At 61.0% G+C, this 16,715-nt stretch carries 15 protein-coding genes and 1 tRNA gene; 7 read left to right on the plus strand and 9 right to left on the minus strand.

What is annotated here, in order from left to right; translation table 11 throughout:
* The first annotated feature begins 192 nt into the window (after positions 1–192).
* Positions 193–993, plus strand: a complete 801-nt coding sequence (locus tag AC1RO0_RS01320; protein ID WP_498591170.1) for a sulfite exporter TauE/SafE family protein — start codon at positions 193–195, stop codon at positions 991–993.
* On the opposite strand, the gene AC1RO0_RS01325 is transcribed toward AC1RO0_RS01320, so the two are convergent.
* The 4 genes from AC1RO0_RS01325 to AC1RO0_RS01340 all read right to left on the minus strand — a co-directional run bounded on the left by AC1RO0_RS01325 (position 990) and on the right by AC1RO0_RS01340 (position 5,296).
* Positions 990–2,027: a DNA polymerase III subunit delta' gene (locus AC1RO0_RS01325; RefSeq protein ID WP_498591171.1), complete on the minus strand. Its 1,038-nt coding sequence runs from the start codon at positions 2,025–2,027 to the stop codon at positions 990–992. The genes AC1RO0_RS01320 and AC1RO0_RS01325 overlap by 4 nt on opposite strands.
* Positions 2,024–2,707, minus strand: a complete 684-nt coding sequence (tmk, locus tag AC1RO0_RS01330; protein WP_498591172.1) for a dTMP kinase — start codon at positions 2,705–2,707, stop codon at positions 2,024–2,026. Before tmk ends, AC1RO0_RS01325 begins: the two co-directional genes overlap by 4 nt.
* A gap of 142 nt (positions 2,708–2,849) precedes the next feature.
* A complete protein-coding gene (locus AC1RO0_RS01335) occupies positions 2,850–4,061 on the minus strand; it encodes a D-alanyl-D-alanine carboxypeptidase family protein (protein WP_498591173.1) in 1,212 nt (403 codons plus the stop codon).
* Positions 4,062–4,129: 68 nt separating this feature from the next.
* Positions 4,130–5,296 carry a septal ring lytic transglycosylase RlpA family protein gene (locus tag AC1RO0_RS01340; protein WP_498591174.1) on the minus strand — a complete coding sequence of 389 codons (1,167 nt, stop codon included), beginning with the start codon at positions 5,294–5,296 and terminating at the stop codon, positions 4,130–4,132.
* A gap of 423 nt (positions 5,297–5,719) precedes the next feature.
* Between AC1RO0_RS01340 and AC1RO0_RS01345 the strand changes: the two genes are divergently transcribed.
* On the plus strand, positions 5,720–6,016 hold the full coding sequence (locus tag AC1RO0_RS01345) for a PsiF family protein (RefSeq protein ID WP_498591175.1): 297 nt from the start codon (positions 5,720–5,722) through the stop codon (positions 6,014–6,016).
* A 282-nt stretch (positions 6,017–6,298) separates the two neighbouring features.
* Complete coding sequence (gene cml / locus AC1RO0_RS01350; protein WP_498591176.1) at positions 6,299–7,501, plus strand: CmlA/FloR family chloramphenicol efflux MFS transporter; 1,203 nt, start codon at positions 6,299–6,301, stop codon at positions 7,499–7,501.
* Positions 7,502–8,067: 566 nt separating this feature from the next.
* Here cml and AC1RO0_RS01355 read toward each other — a convergent pair.
* Positions 8,068–8,157, minus strand: a tRNA-Ser gene (locus AC1RO0_RS01355).
* Positions 8,158–8,356: 199 nt separating this feature from the next.
* On the opposite strand from AC1RO0_RS01355, the gene AC1RO0_RS01360 reads away from it, so the two are divergent.
* A complete protein-coding gene (locus AC1RO0_RS01360) occupies positions 8,357–8,959 on the plus strand; it encodes a DNA-3-methyladenine glycosylase (protein ID WP_498591177.1) in 603 nt (200 codons plus the stop codon).
* Between the two features lie 66 nt (positions 8,960–9,025).
* Here AC1RO0_RS01360 and AC1RO0_RS01365 read toward each other — a convergent pair whose 3' ends face one another.
* The 4 genes from AC1RO0_RS01365 to AC1RO0_RS01380 form a co-directional block, all read right to left on the minus strand.
* A complete protein-coding gene (locus AC1RO0_RS01365; RefSeq protein ID WP_498591178.1) occupies positions 9,026–10,570 on the minus strand; it encodes a DHA2 family efflux MFS transporter permease subunit in 1,545 nt (514 codons plus the stop codon).
* Complete coding sequence (locus AC1RO0_RS01370) at positions 10,563–11,786, minus strand: HlyD family secretion protein (protein ID WP_498591179.1); 1,224 nt, start codon at positions 11,784–11,786, stop codon at positions 10,563–10,565. Before AC1RO0_RS01370 ends, AC1RO0_RS01365 begins: the two co-directional genes overlap by 8 nt.
* The gene (locus tag AC1RO0_RS01375; protein WP_498591180.1) at positions 11,779–12,243 is read right to left on the minus strand and encodes a MarR family winged helix-turn-helix transcriptional regulator; all 465 of its coding nucleotides are present in this window, start codon (positions 12,241–12,243) and stop codon (positions 11,779–11,781) included. Before AC1RO0_RS01375 ends, AC1RO0_RS01370 begins: the two co-directional genes overlap by 8 nt.
* Positions 12,244–12,487: 244 nt before the next feature.
* The gene (locus AC1RO0_RS01380; protein WP_498591181.1) at positions 12,488–12,769 is read right to left on the minus strand and encodes a hypothetical protein; all 282 of its coding nucleotides are present in this window, start codon (positions 12,767–12,769) and stop codon (positions 12,488–12,490) included.
* Positions 12,770–12,953: 184 nt separating this feature from the next.
* Here AC1RO0_RS01380 and AC1RO0_RS01385 point away from each other — a divergent pair, with 184 nt between their 5' ends.
* From AC1RO0_RS01385 to trpC, 3 genes are read left to right on the plus strand one after another with little or no spacing between them, the layout of a single operon-like run.
* The gene (locus AC1RO0_RS01385) at positions 12,954–14,846 is read left to right on the plus strand and encodes a peptidylprolyl isomerase (RefSeq protein WP_498591182.1); all 1,893 of its coding nucleotides are present in this window, start codon (positions 12,954–12,956) and stop codon (positions 14,844–14,846) included.
* Positions 14,847–14,870: 24 nt separating this feature from the next.
* Positions 14,871–15,887, plus strand: coding sequence for an anthranilate phosphoribosyltransferase (gene trpD / locus AC1RO0_RS01390; protein WP_498591183.1), 1,017 nt, complete (start codon positions 14,871–14,873; stop codon positions 15,885–15,887).
* A gap of 12 nt (positions 15,888–15,899) precedes the next feature.
* Positions 15,900–16,715: an indole-3-glycerol phosphate synthase TrpC gene (gene trpC / locus AC1RO0_RS01395; RefSeq protein ID WP_498591184.1), complete on the plus strand. Its 816-nt coding sequence runs from the start codon at positions 15,900–15,902 to the stop codon at positions 16,713–16,715.

Below are 16,715 nucleotides of genomic sequence, written 5' to 3' on the forward strand. Positions count from 1 at the left end.
TTAGCGCATGTTTGCGGGGAGCGAAACACCAAGTTTCGCGCCTGCAGCATTCCTTGGCTCCGAACGTGCTTTGCTTGACAGGGTCCCGACCCGGCTTTACCCCTGCGGAAAACCGAAGGGCAGGACAGAAATCACCGTGAATTCCATTTTCATTTTTGGCAGCCTGTTCAACGGCTCGAAAAGGCCGTGGTTTTGAGTTTTCCAGCAACATTTCAACCCCTTTATTCCTTTTCCGGTTTCTTCGTCGGCATGCTGGTGGGCATTACCGGCGTTGGCGGCGGTTCGTTGATGACGCCCTTGCTGGTCCTGCTGTTCGGCGTGCATCCGGCCACGGCCGTCGGCACCGATCTCCTCTATGCCGCGATCACCAAGACGGCGGGAACGGCCGTGCACGGCATGCATGGGCGGGTGAATTGGAGAGTCGTCGGTCTGCTCGCCTCCGGCAGCGTACCGGCCGCGCTCGCAATGTTGTGGTTCATGGCCGGCGTAAACCGCGAGAGCCCGGAGGTTGCGCATGCGATCACCCTGTCGCTTGGCTGTCTTCTGCTGCTGACGGCGCTGATGCTGCTCTGTCGCGGACAGGTGTTGAACGCCATGCGCAAATGGCGGGGCGAGCGCGGAATGCTGGCGCCGCGCACCATCGCTCTGCTGACGTTGGTCCTCGGCCTTGTGCTCGGCACGCTCGTCACCATGACATCGGTCGGCGCCGGCGCGCTCGGAGTCACCGTGCTCCTGGTGCTCTATCCGAACCTTGATGTCCGCGAGATCGTCGGCTCGGATATCGTCCATGCCGTACCGCTGACCCTGATCGGCGGAATGGGCTATTGGTTCATCGGCGAGATCAATTGGACGATGCTGTTTGCGCTGCTTGTCGGGTCGATTCCCGGCATTGTCGCCGGCAGCCTGCTGGCGCCGCGTCTGCACGAGCGCCTGATCCGCATCGTTCTGGCCGTCACGCTGATGGTCGTCGCCGTGAAGCTGATCTTCCCTTAATAGGAAAGCTGCTGCTTCAATTCGCTGAGTACGGTGATGATGGTCTGCTTGCGGTCGAGATTATAGGCCAGCGACACGGTGAGCCGCTCGGTGACGTCGGAATAGAGGCGGGCAAGCCTTTCCGCCACCGTCAGATGCCCCTCCAGCGCGGCCGCCCTCGCCCGGGCCATGATGTCGTCGCCGATGTGGGATACGAAGAAACCGAAGATCGTCTCGCTTTCCTTGGCCGACAGCGCATCGGCGAGGCGATGCATCGCCCGGCGCGCGGCAGGCCCTTCGGCCGAAATCACTTGCTCATACGCAGCGACGATTTCGCCACCACCGTAATTCAGCAACTTCAGCGCCTCGTTGACACTGCCCTTGGCCGCCGCCAGCAGGTCCGCGCCCTGCCCTGGCTGCAGGCCGATACCAAGATGCGCAAGCGCGTTGCTCAAGGCATCATCGCTCAGCGGTGCCAGCTTCAACGGCAGGCAGCGCGAACGAATGGTCGGCAAAAGCTTGCCCGGTGCGTGCGACAACACCAGGAACAACGCCCGCTTCGGCGGCTCCTCGAGGATTTTTAAGATGGCGTTGGCGGCATTGCGGTTAAGGTCGTCGGCGGGATCGATGATGACGACGCGCCAGTTATCGGTGCCGGAGGTCTGCGAAAAGAATTTGCCGGCGCGGCGCACCTCGTCGACGGTAATCGCCGATTTCACCTTGCCGCTCTTCTCGTCGACCGGACGGGCGAGATGCAGCAGATTGTGCGAGGCGCCGCCGGAAATCTGCCGGCTGACGGCGGAGGCTTGATCCGGATCGCTAATCGCCTCAGGCGCACTGGCGGGATCGGGATGCGAGAGCACATGGTTGGCAAAGCGGAAGGCGAGCGTTGCCTTGCCGATGCCCTCCGGCCCTTCGATCAGCACGGCATGGTGGCCCTTGCCGGACCGATAGGATTGCGCCAGAAAAGCCTCGGCCTCCTCGTGGCCGAAAAGACGGGTGTTATCCTGCGGAGGGATTGCTCCGTCCAGAACGCCGGGCCGGTCTTCGCTCATTGTGCAACTTCCGGTCTGACGGTTTGCAGCTCGCTTGCCGGGCTCAACCGCTTTTCGATAATGGCGGCGATCTCGTCGGCAATGGCATCCTCTCCGCGCTGCGCATCGACGACATGGCAGCGGTCGGGGTCGCGTGCGGCGATATCGAGAAAGGCTTCGCGGCGCTTCTCATGGGTCTGCAATTCTTCCTTCTCGAAGCGATCTGGTGCTGCGTCGGCCGACGCGCGCTTGCGGGCGCGTTCCAGGCCCAGTTCGGCGGGTATATCGAGGATCAGTGTGCAGTCCGGCACGACACCGTTGACAGCCACCCGTTGCAGGGCTTCGATGAAATCCGGTTCGAGATTACCCGTGATTCCCTGATAGACGCGGGAGGAATCCATGAAGCGGTCGCAAAGCACGATCGTGCCGCGCGCGAGCGCCGGGCGGATGATCTCCTCGACGTGATCGTTGCGTGCGCCGGCAAACAGGATGGCTTCCATACGCGTGCCGAACATTTCCGCCGCGCCCGAGAGCAGCACATGCCGTACCGCTTCGGCTCCCGGCGAACCGCCCGGCTCGCGCGTTACCAGCACATCATGGCCAAGCCCGCGCAACCACGTCGCCAGACGGCGAATCTGGGTCGATTTGCCGGCCCCTTCCCCGCCCTCGAAGCTCACGAACAGTCCGGTTGCATCAGCCAATGATCATGTCCTGCACTTGTTTTACGCTCTTCTGCCGCTGCGCGATCTGTGTTCTGTTTAACCCAAGACGCAGGCGGGTGAAACCACCAGCTCGGACATTCTATATAGGCTGTGAACAGGGTTTTCGCGAGGCGGGAAGCGATCACGTCGGTGTCGGCGTATCCCAGAGCCAGGAAAACAGCAGCGTTTCCGTCAACTCCAGGAAGGCATCGAGCGCGCGGCGGCTGAGCGTCCCCTGAGCAACCGGATCCTTCGTATAGAGCGGCAGTTCGCGCAGCAGCCGCGCGCCGGAAAAGACGCGGAGCGTTCCCGCTTCATAGCCGGCGGCGACGGGAGCCGTCAGGGGCCAGCGGTAGACGATGCGGGCCGAAAGGCGATCGGGATTGTCGTTTGCCACATAGACATCGACTGGCATCTTGGCAAGCAGCCCGACGGTGGATTGCGCCCCGCCATAGACGCTGGCATTGCCGATCACTTCGCCGTCGGCGAAGAGGCGCTGGCTCTTGAAATTGCTGAGGCCCCATTCCAGCACGCGCCGGCTTTCCTCGGTGCGTTCCTTGTCCGTTTTCAAGCCCCCGAGCGCCAGGAACAGACGCTTGCCGTCGCGCTGAATGGAGGCGACGATCGAATAGCCCTCGCCGTCTGCAAAACCGAGGCCGAGGCCATCGACGCCGATGTTCAGCGGCAATAGCGGGTTGCGATTGCGCTGGAAGATCTTGTTCCAGGTGAAATCCGGCTGAGCGAGATATTTGTAGAAATCGGGATAATTTTGTTGCAGGTCCTGCGCCAACGTCACCAACTCGCGCGCGGAGATCTTGCCGCCGCCGTTCGGATTGTCCGGACTCGGCAGGCCGGTCGAATTGGTGAACACAGCGCGTGGCATGCCGATCTCTCTCGCACGCGCCGTCATACGTCGGGCAAATTCCTTTTCGCTGATCGAAATCCCCTCGGCGAGGACGATGCAGCTATCATTGGCCTGCTGCACCGCGATGCCCTGGATCAGGTCGCCAACGCGCACGCGTGATTTCAGCGCGGCAAACATGGTCGAGGTGCGCGACGGTGCCCCGCCGGTGCGCCAGGCATTTTCGGAGACCGGATATTCGGTGTCGAGCGTGATCTCGCCCCGTTTAAGCGCATCGAAGATGACATCCAGCGTCATCAGTTTGGCGAGCGATGCAGGCGAAATCGGTTGATCCGCGTTCTTGGCAAGCAGGATCGTGCCGGTTGAGGCTTCAATCATGAAGGCCTGAGTGGCCTTGGTATCGAAAGCGGGAGGCGGTGCCTGCTGCGCGACCGCCGGCAGGCATCCAATTCCGACAAGGAAGAAAAACGCGACAGTAAAGCGTCTTAGCATGTCGGCTCCCCAATGCGACCACCCCCGAACATATTAGCCAGGGGTGAAGATTCAGGCAATCACACCGATCAATCGACTTGCGTCTGACCTTGATGCTGGCGGTGATAGGCGGAGAGGATGGATTCCTGCGTCAACCCGTCATTGCGGACCATGACCGCATCGAAAGCGAGGTTGACATAGACCGTCTTGACCGGCGCATCCTGGTAAGCGGCAACCGTGGAGGCGAGCGACGGCGCGCCGAGGCTGGCCATGCCCGGCGAGAAGTCCGGGCGCTCATAGGGGATGGGGCCGATCATGGGCAGGACGACAAGCGTCGGCTCGACAGGATCGACGGACGGCGCGGCGCCGCCATTCCAGGTCATCGGCGGCGGATTGTTGTGCTTGCTGGCGTTGGAATTCGTCGGCGTGGAGCCGACAAAGGCAACGGCAGAATTCGGCGAGGATCGCGGTATCGGTGCCAGCGCCGGTGTGGTGTCGAAGCTGCGCTGTTCACGGCTCTTGCGGGCGTAGCTATCCGACGGAGGCAATTGATCGGCGGTCATTCCGCCATTCGAGGCAACCATCACACCCGTTGCGATCTGGCCGCCGGGATTGATGCTGGGAATACGCGACCCCTTGGGAATGTAGGAGGCCATCAGATAGGGCTCGTCGTGGCCATCCATGCGGGCGCGGCCGACATATTGCACGCGCACGTCGCCGGTGCCGCTGTGCTGCAGATCGAGCAGCTGCGCCGTCTTGTTGGAAAGGTCGATGATGCGGCCGGGATGGTAAGGCCCGCGATCGTTGACGCGCACGATGATGGAAGAGCCGGTTTCGACATTGGTCACCCGCGCATAGCTCGGCAGCGGAAAGGTCGGATGCGCGGCGGTCAGTGCCTGCTGGTCGTAGACTTCGCCGTTGGCGGTCAGTCGCCCGTGGAAAGCCGAACCATACCAAGAGGCGATCCCGGTCTTGTTATACGCGTAGTCTTCCTTGGGATAATACCACTTGCCCTTGACCTGATAGGGATTGCCGACCAGGAACCGGCCGCCACCCTTGGGGACCGGCCCGTTGGCGACAACCCGCGGGCTCGCCTTGACGCCATATTCCTTCTCGGAGAAATATTCCTTGCCGTGCTGACGCTTCGTCGCAACCTGCTGCGAGGTTCCGCAAGCGGTAACGGTGGCGCACATCAAGGAGAGAGCAAGCCAACGCATACCTGTCGCGTATGTCACCGCACGATTATCGAATTTCATCTGTCCCACGCCGCTTAACAAATTACCAGGACCGAGGCATGCACTGGCATATCCCTCATGCCGATATCTGCTACGCCCCAATCACCTAACGGTACTTTAATCATGATTGCATGTTGTCGAATTTGCGTTCCGATTTGAGCGGATACGGATAATTCCGAATGTTATGGTTAATGAATTATTAAAATAAAAGCTAGTCTTAGGGCCGCAGCACGACGCCGAACTGCCCCGACACGCCGTTGTTGCGTGAACCCAATGGAGGGCTCGGCTGCGACTTTTATGAAGTCCTGCGGAGCCGTGACGTCGATGGGGTGGCGAACCCTGCAAGGGCTAGTTGATTGCTTTTATTCAAACAATGATCCAAGTTTCCACCGTTAGCCTGACATTACATACCCCCACCCACGTCAGGCAACGGAGGAAAACATCATGCGATTTGTGAGAACGTTCACGGCTGCGGCCATTGTTGCTTTGATCAGCGCAAACGCGATGGCGCAGACAGCGACCCCATCGACGACAACGACCACACCGGCCACCACCACGACCACCACGGCGCCGGCGGCAACCGCGAAAACGACCGTAACCACGACCAAGCAGAAGGCTGCACAGCCTGCTCAGACGGAGGTTTCGAAGGCTTGCTCCGCACAGGCCGATGCAAAGGGTCTGCATGGAAAGGAACGCTCCAAGTTCCGCAGCCAGTGCAAGAAAAATGGCGGCAAGTCATAAGCCAGCCTGACACCGAGGCTGCGGCGTGAACACCGCCGCGGCCCTTCCCGCCCCTGCTCTCGGCTCCGGGCGATGGACATTGTCAAGCCGAGGTCTGTCGGGTAAAGAATGCCCGCATCAACCATTTATCGTTTGGAGCATCGGCATGGGAGCCGCCAAGTCGTCAGATAAGTAAGCCGCAACAACGCATTTTGTTGTTGCGGCGTTCTGTCGAACCTGACCCAGCCAGTTGCTGACATGCAGACGCCGCCGGATATTTCTCATTCGAGCGGATATAATCTCATGACCACCACACGCCCCATTTGGGGCCACACGCTGCCGGCGGCCCTGCTGCTGATGGCGCCCTTCGACATTCTCGCCTCCCTGGCGATGGATATCTATCTTCCCGTCGTTCCGGCAATGCCCGGAATCCTTGGCACAAGTCCATTTGTGATCCAGCTCACGCTCAGCCTCTACATGGTGATGCTCGGCGTCGGGCAGGTCCTGTTCGGGCCGATCTCGGATCGCATCGGACGTCGCCCGGTGCTGCTCGCCGGCGCGCTCCTTTTCGCGATCGCGTCTTTGGGCGCGGCTTGGTCATCGACCGCCATCCCCTTCGTCACGTTCCGCCTGCTGCAGGCAGTCGGAGCCTCGGCCGCGCTTGTTGCGACTTTCGCCACCGTTCGCGACGTCTATGCGGACCGCTCAGAGGGCGTCGTCATCTATGGCCTGTTCAGCTCGATCATGGCCTTCGTGCCGGCGCTAGGGCCTATTGCGGGAGCGCTGATTGCGGATCATTTCGGTTGGCGAATGATCTTCATCGTCCTGGCGGCGTTGTCGGTGCCGGCCGGGCTGAATGCCGCGTTCCGATGGCATGAGACGAGGCCCGGGAGCCAGACAATGCAGCGCCGATCGGTAATGCCGATCTTTTCCAGCCTGCCGTTCTGGACCTACACCTTGGCCTTCAGCGCCGCCATGGGCACCTTCTTCGTGTTCTTCTCGACGGCGCCGCGTGTCCTCATCGATCGGGCCGGTTATTCCGAGATCCGGTTCAGCCTCACCTTCGCGACCGTCGCGGTCGTCATGATCATGGTGACCCGGTTCGCCAAGGTGTTTGTTGCACGATGGGGCATTGCCGGAAGCGTGGCGCGCGGGATGGGCTTGTTGCTGAGCAGCGCTATTCTCCTCGGCGTGGGCGAAGTCTTCGGCTCGCCATCCTTCGCGAGCTTTGTCTTGCCAATGTGGGTTATGGCAGCCGGCATCGTCCTGACCGCATCGGTCTCGGCGAACGGTGCGCTCACCGGCTTCAACGACATCGCCGGATCGGCCGTCGCCTTCTATTTCTGCATCCAGAGCCTGATCGTCGGGACGGTGGGGACCCTGGCAACGACCATGCTGGGCGGAGATACCGCCTGGCCGCTGATCGGCTACGCGGCCACGATGGCGATGCTGGTGTCGGCTGGTCTCGCACTGCTCCGGTTACGGGATCAATCCTCAGAGCAGTGAAGCTTGTCGGGCGGCTGCGAGGCTGCCTAATGAGAGGCCGGAGCCTTCGCGCCGGCCTCGTCACGCATGCCACTTCATCGTGGTAGATGACTACATATGATATTGATAAGGTTAAATAAAAATCAGATAAAAGCCAGGCCGCTGGACACTGAGATCAGTGAAGCAATTGCGCCACCATAAGTGCCACCGTGATTGCACCTGCACATACCGTCAAAGCAGTCAAAATCGAAGTCGACATTAATCCGCCCCTCAAAGCTCTTTGCCTCAAACTCGAATGTTGGAGGCTAACTACAGGAGCGAGTGAGGAATGTCGCGTGACAGCTGGCGTGACATGGTGAGACATCGCCCAGGGCGCGCAGCCATGGCCATATCATGGCTCGTCTTATCAAGAAAAAGAACGGCCACGTAATCTCGTGGCAGCAGCGTGACGTCAATCGGCCGCCCGACCCCGCCCTAAAGTTGACGGCAGTCGCGTTCTTCGGTGGTGTCTACAGGATCGACGGTGACAATCAAGTGCGATTTCACGGGTGAACGCGGGCGCTGTTATGCCGTGGACAATGTAGAGATGGCGGAAGAGGTGGGATTCGAACCCACGGTACGGTTTCCCGCACGCCGGTTTTCAAGACCGGTTCCTTAAACCACTCGGACACTCTTCCTGTCGCCGAAGCGTTACGCTTCAGAAAATGTGGTGGGCTGGCTTTACAGCTATTCGGGCCGGAGCGTCAACCGGTTGCGCGGCGGTGTGCGGCCCAATTCGTGACCCAATTGAAGATGCAGGGATTGGGCTAGGCGTTTCAACGATCGGGCGATAGTAGTTTCTAGCATCGACCATCCGAAAGGACACCGCCTTCGCCCATGACGCCCAGCGACCAACCCCTGCCTCTCGGCCCGGCGCCGCTTGCTGGCCCGGCCCTCACCGCCTTCTTTTCCCGCGATGCCGTGGTCGTCGCGTCTGATCTCATCGGCGCGCGCTTTACCGTTGCGGGCGTTGGCGGGCGTATCGTGGAGACGGAAGCTTACCGGCCGGATGATGAGGCATCCCATGCTTTTCGCGGGCCGACGGCGCGCAATGCGGCGATGTTTGGCCCGGCGGGGCATGTCTACGTCTATCGATCCTATGGCATTCACTGGTGCGTGAATTTTGTCTGCACGACCGGGAGCGCCGTGCTGATCCGGGCGATGGAGCCGGAAAGCGGGATCGGGGAGATGATCCACAGGCGTGGCACTACCGACATAGCGGCACTTTGCAGCGGGCCGGGAAAGCTGACGCAGGCGATGGGCATCGACATCAGCCTGAATGGCAGGGCATTGGATGCTGCGCCCTTTGAATTCTCTCTGGCCGAACCATTGTCCGTCGTCGCAGGCAAACGCATCGGAATCAGCAAAAATGTCGATCCGCTCTGGCGCTTCGGCGCGGCCGGCTCACGCTTTGTCAGTCGCCGATTCCCGAAAGAATAAAAAGGGCCGCCGGCGTGGTGTCCGGCGGCCATGTAACCGCGCAGTGAAACTGGAAAGACTGTGCGGCTATTCCATCGCAACGCTATGATCGACCACCGGCGGTGCGGCTGGCTTGCGCAGAAGCATCAGCAGCGGCATAGCGAAGATCGACATCAGCATCAGCAGCTTGAAGTCGTCCATATAAGCGATGATCGTCGCCTGTGTGGTGATGATGCTGTCGAGCGAGGCGCGGCCGACGGCCGTTACTGGGCTCAAGCCCTGCGCCGCCGTCGCATCGAAATAACGATTGAACGGCGTCACATAGGCGGCGATCGTCGAATGATTGACCTGGGTATTCTCGGTGATCAGCATCGAGACGACGGAAATGCCGACGCTGGAGCCGATATTACGCGAGAGATTGTAGAGGCCGGTCCCCTCGCCGCGCATCTGCGCCGGCAGCGTCGCAAAGGCGATCGTCGTCAGCGGCACGAAGAGGAAGCCGAGACCCGCACCCTGCACGAAGCCGACCGAGATCAGCGTCCATTGCGAGACGTCGGGCGTCCAGCCGGTCATGTCGTACATCGCCCAGGCGGTCAGCGCGAGGCCGATGAACAGTAGCCAGCGTGTATCCACCTTGCCGATCAGCCGCCCCACAAGGAACATGCAGGTCATGGTGCCAAGGCCGCGCGGACCCATGACGATGCCGGCGGTGACGACGGGATAGCCCATCAGCGTCTGCAGATAGGGCGTCATCAGCGCCAGCGAGGCGAGATAGGTGACACCGACGATGAAGATGAACAGCATGCTCACCGCGAAATTCTGGTCCAGGAACAATCGCGGGTTCACGAAGGATTTCTCCGCCGTGAACATATGCACCAGGAAGAGATAGAAGGCGCAGACGCAAACCAGCGCCTCGATGATAATTTCCCCGGAATAGAACCAGTCCAGCTGTTCGCCACGGTCGAGGAAAAGCTGTAGTGCCGCGATGCCGATCGACAGCATGCTGAAGCCGAATATGTCAAGCTTGGCGAGCGCGTCGAGCTTGGTTTCCGTCACATAGACGACGATGCCGAAGAAGGCGAGCGCGCCGATCGGCACGTTGATGTAGAACACCCAGCGCCAGCTCATATTGTCCGTCAGCCAGCCACCGATAACAGGCCCGAGCACCGGGCCGACCATGACCGAGACGCCGAACAGGGCCATCGCTTTGCCGCGTTCCTCGACATTGTAGATGTCAAGCAGGATGCCCTGGGACAGCGGCACGAGCGCCGCGCCGAACAGGCCCTGCAACAGGCGGAAGCCGACGATCTGGTTCAGCGATTGCGCCAGACCGCACAGCACGGAGGCGATGACGAATCCGGCGATCGCCACCAGCAGCACGCGTTTGCGGCCGAACTTGGCCGACAGGAAGCCCGACGGCGGCGTCATGATTGCGGCGGCGACGATATAGGAGGTCAGTACCCAGTTGATCTGGTCGGCGCTGGCCGAAACGTCGCCCTGGATATGCGGTAGGGCAACGTTGGCGATGGTGGTGTCCAGCGCCTGCATGATGACCGCGAGGATGACGCAGGCGGTGATGGCGCCGCGATTGGCGATGGGGCCGGCGGGGGAAGCTACGGCAGCGTTACTCATGATCCTGACCGTGGGATTGGCCCAACAGGCTGGCGATAGAGTCCGGCAGGCCGCGGGCGTGGCCGGTATCGACACCGGCGACGACGCTCATGCCGACGCGCAGCGGCGGCTTGCCCTGCGTATCGTTGATGCTGATGATCATCGGAATGCGCTGAACGACCTTCACCCAGTTGCCCGTGGTGTTCTGCGCAGGCAGCAGCGAGAAACTCGCGCCCGAGGCCGGCGAGATGCTGGAGACGGTGCCCTTCCAGGTGACGCCCGGATAGGCATCGACGGAGATGGTGACCTTCTGGCCGGTCTTGACATAGGTCAGCTCGGTTTCCTTCGGGCTGGCATTGATCCACATATTGGTGGTGGACACCAGCGAGAAGCCTTGCTGCGCGGCCGTCAGATAGGCGCCGACCTGCAGCGAGGGAACATTGGTGGTGATGCCGTCGAAGGGCGCGCGCACGACCGTATCGTCGAGCTCGCGCTGGGCGTTGTCGACGGCGGCCTTGGCCTGCAGGTAAAGCGGATTCTGTTCGACCGGCAGGTCGGCGTTGCCGCCGAGCTGGGCGAGCGTGGTCGCTGCCTGCGCCTGGGCAACGGAAACCTTCTGCTGGGCCGCATCGAGGTTGTGCTTGGCCTGATCGTAAGCGGCCTTCGAGGCGACCGAGCTGTTGATCAGGTTCTGCTGGCGCTCATATTCGTTCTGGTAATAGGGAATGTCGGCCTGCGCCTGGGCGATCTCGGCGAGCGATTGCTTGTAGCTCGCCTGCAGGTTCAAGATCTGGTTGCGGGCGTTGCCGAGCTGCGCCTGCGCGCCTTCCAGCGTAATGCGGAACGAATCGGGCTTCAGGCGGAAAAGCACCTGCCCCTTTTTCACCACTTCGTTTTCATGCACGTCGATCGAGATCACCGTGCCGGAAACATCGGTCGAAACGCCGACCATGTCCGCCTGGACATAGGCGTTGTCGGTGGACATGATCTGCCCGCCCGTGACGTAATAGTAGCCGCCAACAACCAGTGCGACTGGTAGCAGCGCGAAGAGGATCGGCCGCGTCGGGCTGCGGCGCTTGCGCGGCTTTTCGGGAGCGGTGGCCGGAGCCGCTGTCCCTGCTGCTGCAGGCGCGGGCGCAGGGTTTGAGGACGGCGCCTCCGCGACTGCGCTTTGGTTCTGCTCGATTGCGGAATTTACGTTTGCGGGTACGCGAAGCGGAGAGGATGCGTCAGCCATGATGTGTCTCTTTGTCGCCCACCGTTGCACGGCAGGCCTGAACCAGGTTCGATTTCATAAGGGTAAGCAATTGATAAAGGCGCTCATGTTCCTCGATGGGAACACCTTGCAGGGCCTCCCTGCGGGTCTGGTCGCCCAGGCTGCGCATGGTGTCGAGCAATGGCCGGGCGTCATCGCGCATGTAGAGCAGCCAGCTCCGGCGATCGTTCGGATGCTGGCGACGCTCAACCAACCCACGATCAGCCAGCTTGTCGAGGATACGCACCAGCGTAATCGGCTCGATTTCCAATATCTCGGCAAGACCCGCCTGATGGATGCCCTCGTTGTTCGAGAGATAGGCAAGCGTCTGCCATTGGGAGCGTGTCAGTCCCAAATCTTTAGCACGCTGCTCGAACCGCTTCCGTAGAAGCCGCGCAACGTCGTGTAGGAGAAAGCCGAGGGTCGGTGATGTGTGCATGATATGAGAAGCCTGCTATTCATAAGCAACCTTATAATGCCGTGACGTATAATAAGTGGACGTCCGATTCAAGAGGCCGAGGCGCGATCAACGGCGGATTGTCAAAATGTCGCAGGGGTGTCGCAAAGATGTCGCAGTCGCCAGGGATGCGAAGCTGCGCGCGACTCATGGTTCATAATTCAAACTGGAAACGGCATCCGCAGGCCCTAAGCCCGCGGATTTATAGATTCTACACGCACATGCGCTAGCGGTGGCTGAGCAGGCCTATCAAATAACCAATGCCGGCCGCGGCAGCGACCATGAAGATCGGATCTTGACGAACCTTCTCCCGCAGCTGCTCGGTTACTTCCTGAGCCTCCTCGGTGACGACCGACTTTGCGCCCTGCCCGACCGCTGCCACGCTATGGGAAAGTCTTGTCAAATCCTCCCGCAGCGCTGCAATCTGCGCGGCCAGGTCGTCGACGGCGGTTTCTGCGTGTGCCTGTGCTGAGGCGGATTGGGCGGAAGCGGATTTCGTCTCGGCCATCGTCGGCTCCTTTTGTTGTTACCTTGTCAGTCAACGTCAATCCTGGGTAAAGGTTCCGGAGCTTTAGTGCCTCGCCCGGTTGATTTCCTTGGTAGCTCTTCAATTCCGTTTCGGATTGCTCTAAGGAACTCCGATTGCTTCGCCCGTGGGCGAAGAGGGTATTGATGACGAGGTTTGCCTTCCGATGTTCGATGTGTTGAGAAAACTGGCCAAGACCTGGGTTGCCAAGGGTATCTTCGTGCTTCTGATTGCTGCTTTCAGCATATGGGGCATCGAAAGCCGAATGGTGACGGGAGGGAGCAGTAATGCCGTCGTGACCGTCGGTGATCAGAAGATCGATACCAACGAATTCCGCCTTGCCTATCGTCGTCAGATCCAGGCGATCAGCCAGCAGCTGCGCATGCAGATCACGCCGGAACAGGCACGCGCCTTCGGTATCGCGCAGCAGACCGTCGCGCAGCTTGTGGCCGGCGCCTCGCTCGACCAGCTCGCCAGCGATATGAACCTCGGCCTGTCGCAGGATCGCCTCGCCCAGCTCATCGGCGACGATCCAGCCTTCAAGGCGCTGAACGGCACCTTCGATCGTCAGAAGTTCGAGAGCTTGCTGCGCAACAGCAGCATCAATCCCGACGATTATATCAAGGAGCGCAGCAAGGTCGCGGTCCGTAGCCAGATCGTGGAAGCCGTCTCCAACGGCTTTGTCGCGCCGAAGACTCTGGTCGATGCCGTCAAGCAGTATCACGACGAAAGCCGCAGCATCGACTATCTGCTGCTGACCAATGCCAATATCGATCCGATTAAGGCTCCGGCAGACGACGTGCTGTCGAAATGGTTCGATGGGGTCAAGTCGAAGTATCGCGCTCCCGAATATCGCAAATTTTCCTATGTGAAGCTCCAGGCGGAAGATATCGCCGATACGGCAAGCGTCACCGACGATGCCGCTCGTGCCGAATTCGAGAAGCGCAAGAATAGCTTCACCACACCGGCAACGCGCACGATCGAGCAGCTGACCTTCGCCAACAAGGACCTCGCAAATGCGGCCTCGGATGCGCTGAAGACCGGAACGACTTTCGATCAGCTCGTCACCGACCAGGGCAAGAAGCCGGCCGACGTGCTGCTCGGCACCTTCATCAAGGATCAGGTTCCGGATCAGACGCTCGCGCAGGCAGCCTTTGCCGTTACCAAGGAAGGCGGCACGACGCCCGTCGTCTCCGGTTCATTCGGCCCGGTGATTCTGCGCGTGACCAACGTCAAGGACGAGACCGCGAAGAACTTCGAGGACGTCAAGGAAGATATCCGCAAGCAGATCGCGCTCAGCGCCGCCGCCAGTGACATCACCAGCATCCACGATAAGTTCGAAGATCTGCGCGGCTCCGGCGTATCCTTGCAGGAGGCTGCTCAGCAGCTGAACCTGAAGGCGGTAACGGTGGATGCAATCGATTCGGCCGGGCTCGACCAGGCCGGCAACGAGATCAAGGATCTGCCCGCCAGGCAGCAATTGCTCGGTGAAGTCTTCAAGGCGGACCAGGGCAGCAATGCCGCGTCCCTGACGGTCGGTAACGACGGTTACGTCTGGTATGATGTTCTGGGCATCACCCCCGACCGCGACCGCCCGCTTGCCGAAGTCCGTGAAAAAGCCGTTGTCGACTGGACTGCCGAACAGCAGAAGATCGCGCTCGCCGCCAAGGCCGCCGAACTGAAGCAGGAAGCACAAAAGGGCAAGTCGCTTGCCGATATCGCCGCCCCGCTCGGCATTGCCGTCGAAAGCAAGGCTGACGTGACGCGCACGACGGACGATCCGGTCCTTGGACGTGCTGGTGTTGCCGCCGCCTTTTCCGGTCCGGTCGATACGGCCGCCAATGCTATCGGCGCCGACGACACCACGCAGATCCTGCTGAAGGTCACCGACGTCAACAACAATCCGACGACCGATGCGCTGAGCAACCAGGATCAGCAGGCGGCCCAGATTGCCAACGCTGCCGGTGACGACATTCTCGACCAGATCGTTGCCGACCTGCAGTCGAAATACACCGTCACGGTCAACCAGAACCTCGCCGAACAGGCGATGTCTCGCTAGCCCGGTCGGGAGGATCGATAGCCGATGGCTGAACTGAAACCCTTTCTTGCCAAGGTCGCCAATCGCGAGGTGCTGACGCGGGACGAAGCCCGTCAGGCATTCGAGATTTTGATGTCGGGTGAAGCCACGCCCTCGCAGATCGGCGCTTTCCTGATGGCGCTACGCGTGCGTGGCGAGACGGTCGGCGAAATCGTCGGCGCCGTCACGGCGATGCGTGCCAAGATGTTGCCGGTGGAAGCGCCGGCGGATGCGATCGATATCGTCGGCACCGGCGGCGATGGCTTTGGCACCTACAACATTTCGACGCTTGCGGCGTTTATCGTTGCCGGTGCAGGCGTGCCGGTGGCAAAGCACGGCAATCGCGCTCAGAGTTCCAAGGCTGGCACGGCCGACACGCAATCCGTGCTGGGCATCAAACTCGATATCGGTCCCGAAACGATCGCCCGGTGCATTCGTGAAGCGGGTATCGGCTTCATGTTCGCGCAACTGCATCATTCCTCGATGCGCCATGTCGGCCCTTCGCGCGTCGAACTCGGCACCCGTACGATCTTCAACCTATTGGGACCGTTGTCGAACCCCGCTGGCGCCCGTCGGCAATTGCTCGGCGTCTTCGCACCGGAGTGGGTCGTGCCGCTCGCAGAGGTGCTGAAGGACCTGAATGCCGAAAGCGTATGGGTTGTGCACGGTAATGGCCTCGATGAGATCACCACGACTGGCGCGACCTCGGTCGCGGCAGTCGAAGACGGGAAGATCCGTACCTTCGAACTGACGCCGGCAGATTTCGGTCTTGCGCATGCCGATCTTGCCGATCTCAAGGGCGGTGACGGCGTTGCCAACGCGGCAGCGCTCCGCGCCGTGCTCAGCGGTGAAAAGAATGCCTATCGCGATATTTCGCTTGCGAACGCGGCAGCATCCCTGGTGATTGCCGGCAAGGCGGAAACGCTTCATGATGGCATGAAGCTCGCGGCCCAGTCGCTCGATAGCGGCGCGACCGCCGCTGCACTGGAAAAGCTGATCGCCGTCTCCAACGCCGAAGAATAGGTTCAGGACGTCATGACCGATATCCTCCAGAAGATCGAAGCCTACAAGCGCGAGGAGATCGCCGCCGCCAAGGCCAAGGTCTCGCTTGCCGATCTCAAGGCGATGCAGGCCGGCCAGTCCGCGCCGCGCGGCTTCCACAAGGCGCTGCTCGCCAAGAAGAATGCCGGCTCCTTCGGCCTGATCGCTGAAATCAAGAAGGCCAGCCCCTCGAAGGGCCTGATCCGCCCCGATTTCGACCCGCCTGCCCTCGCCAAGGCCTATGAAGTGGGAGGTGCTGCCTGCCTCTCCGTCTTGACGGATAGCCCGAGCTTCCAGGGTGCGCCGGAATTCCTGAGCGCTGCCCGCGCGGCTTGTTCGCTGCCGGCATTGCGCAAGGATTTCATGTTCGAGACCTATCAGGTGCATGAAGCGCGCGCCTGGGGCGGCGACTGCATCCTCCTGATCATGGCCTCGCTCTCCGACAGTGATGCCGAGCGCCTGCAGGACGAGGCCTTTGGCCTTGGCATGGATGTGTTGGTCGAAGTGCACGATGCCGAGGAGATGGAGCGGGCGCTGAAGCTGTCCTCGCCGCTGATCGGCATCAACAACCGCAATCTACGCACCTTCGAGGTCAGCCTGACGGTCAGCGAAGCCCTGGCACCTATGGTTCCCAAAGATTGGTTGCTGGTGGGCGAAAGCGGCGTCTTCACCCATGCTGACTGCAAGCGGCTCGAAGCCGTTGATATCACAACGTTCCTCGTCGGCGAAAGCCTGATGCGCAAGGACGACGTGGCGGCGGCGACACGCCTGCTGCTGACCGGCGAACCCGGCGCCGTCGCGGCCGAGTAA

It is taken from the genome of Rhizobium sp. GW821-FHT14E12 (genome assembly GCF_058803745.1).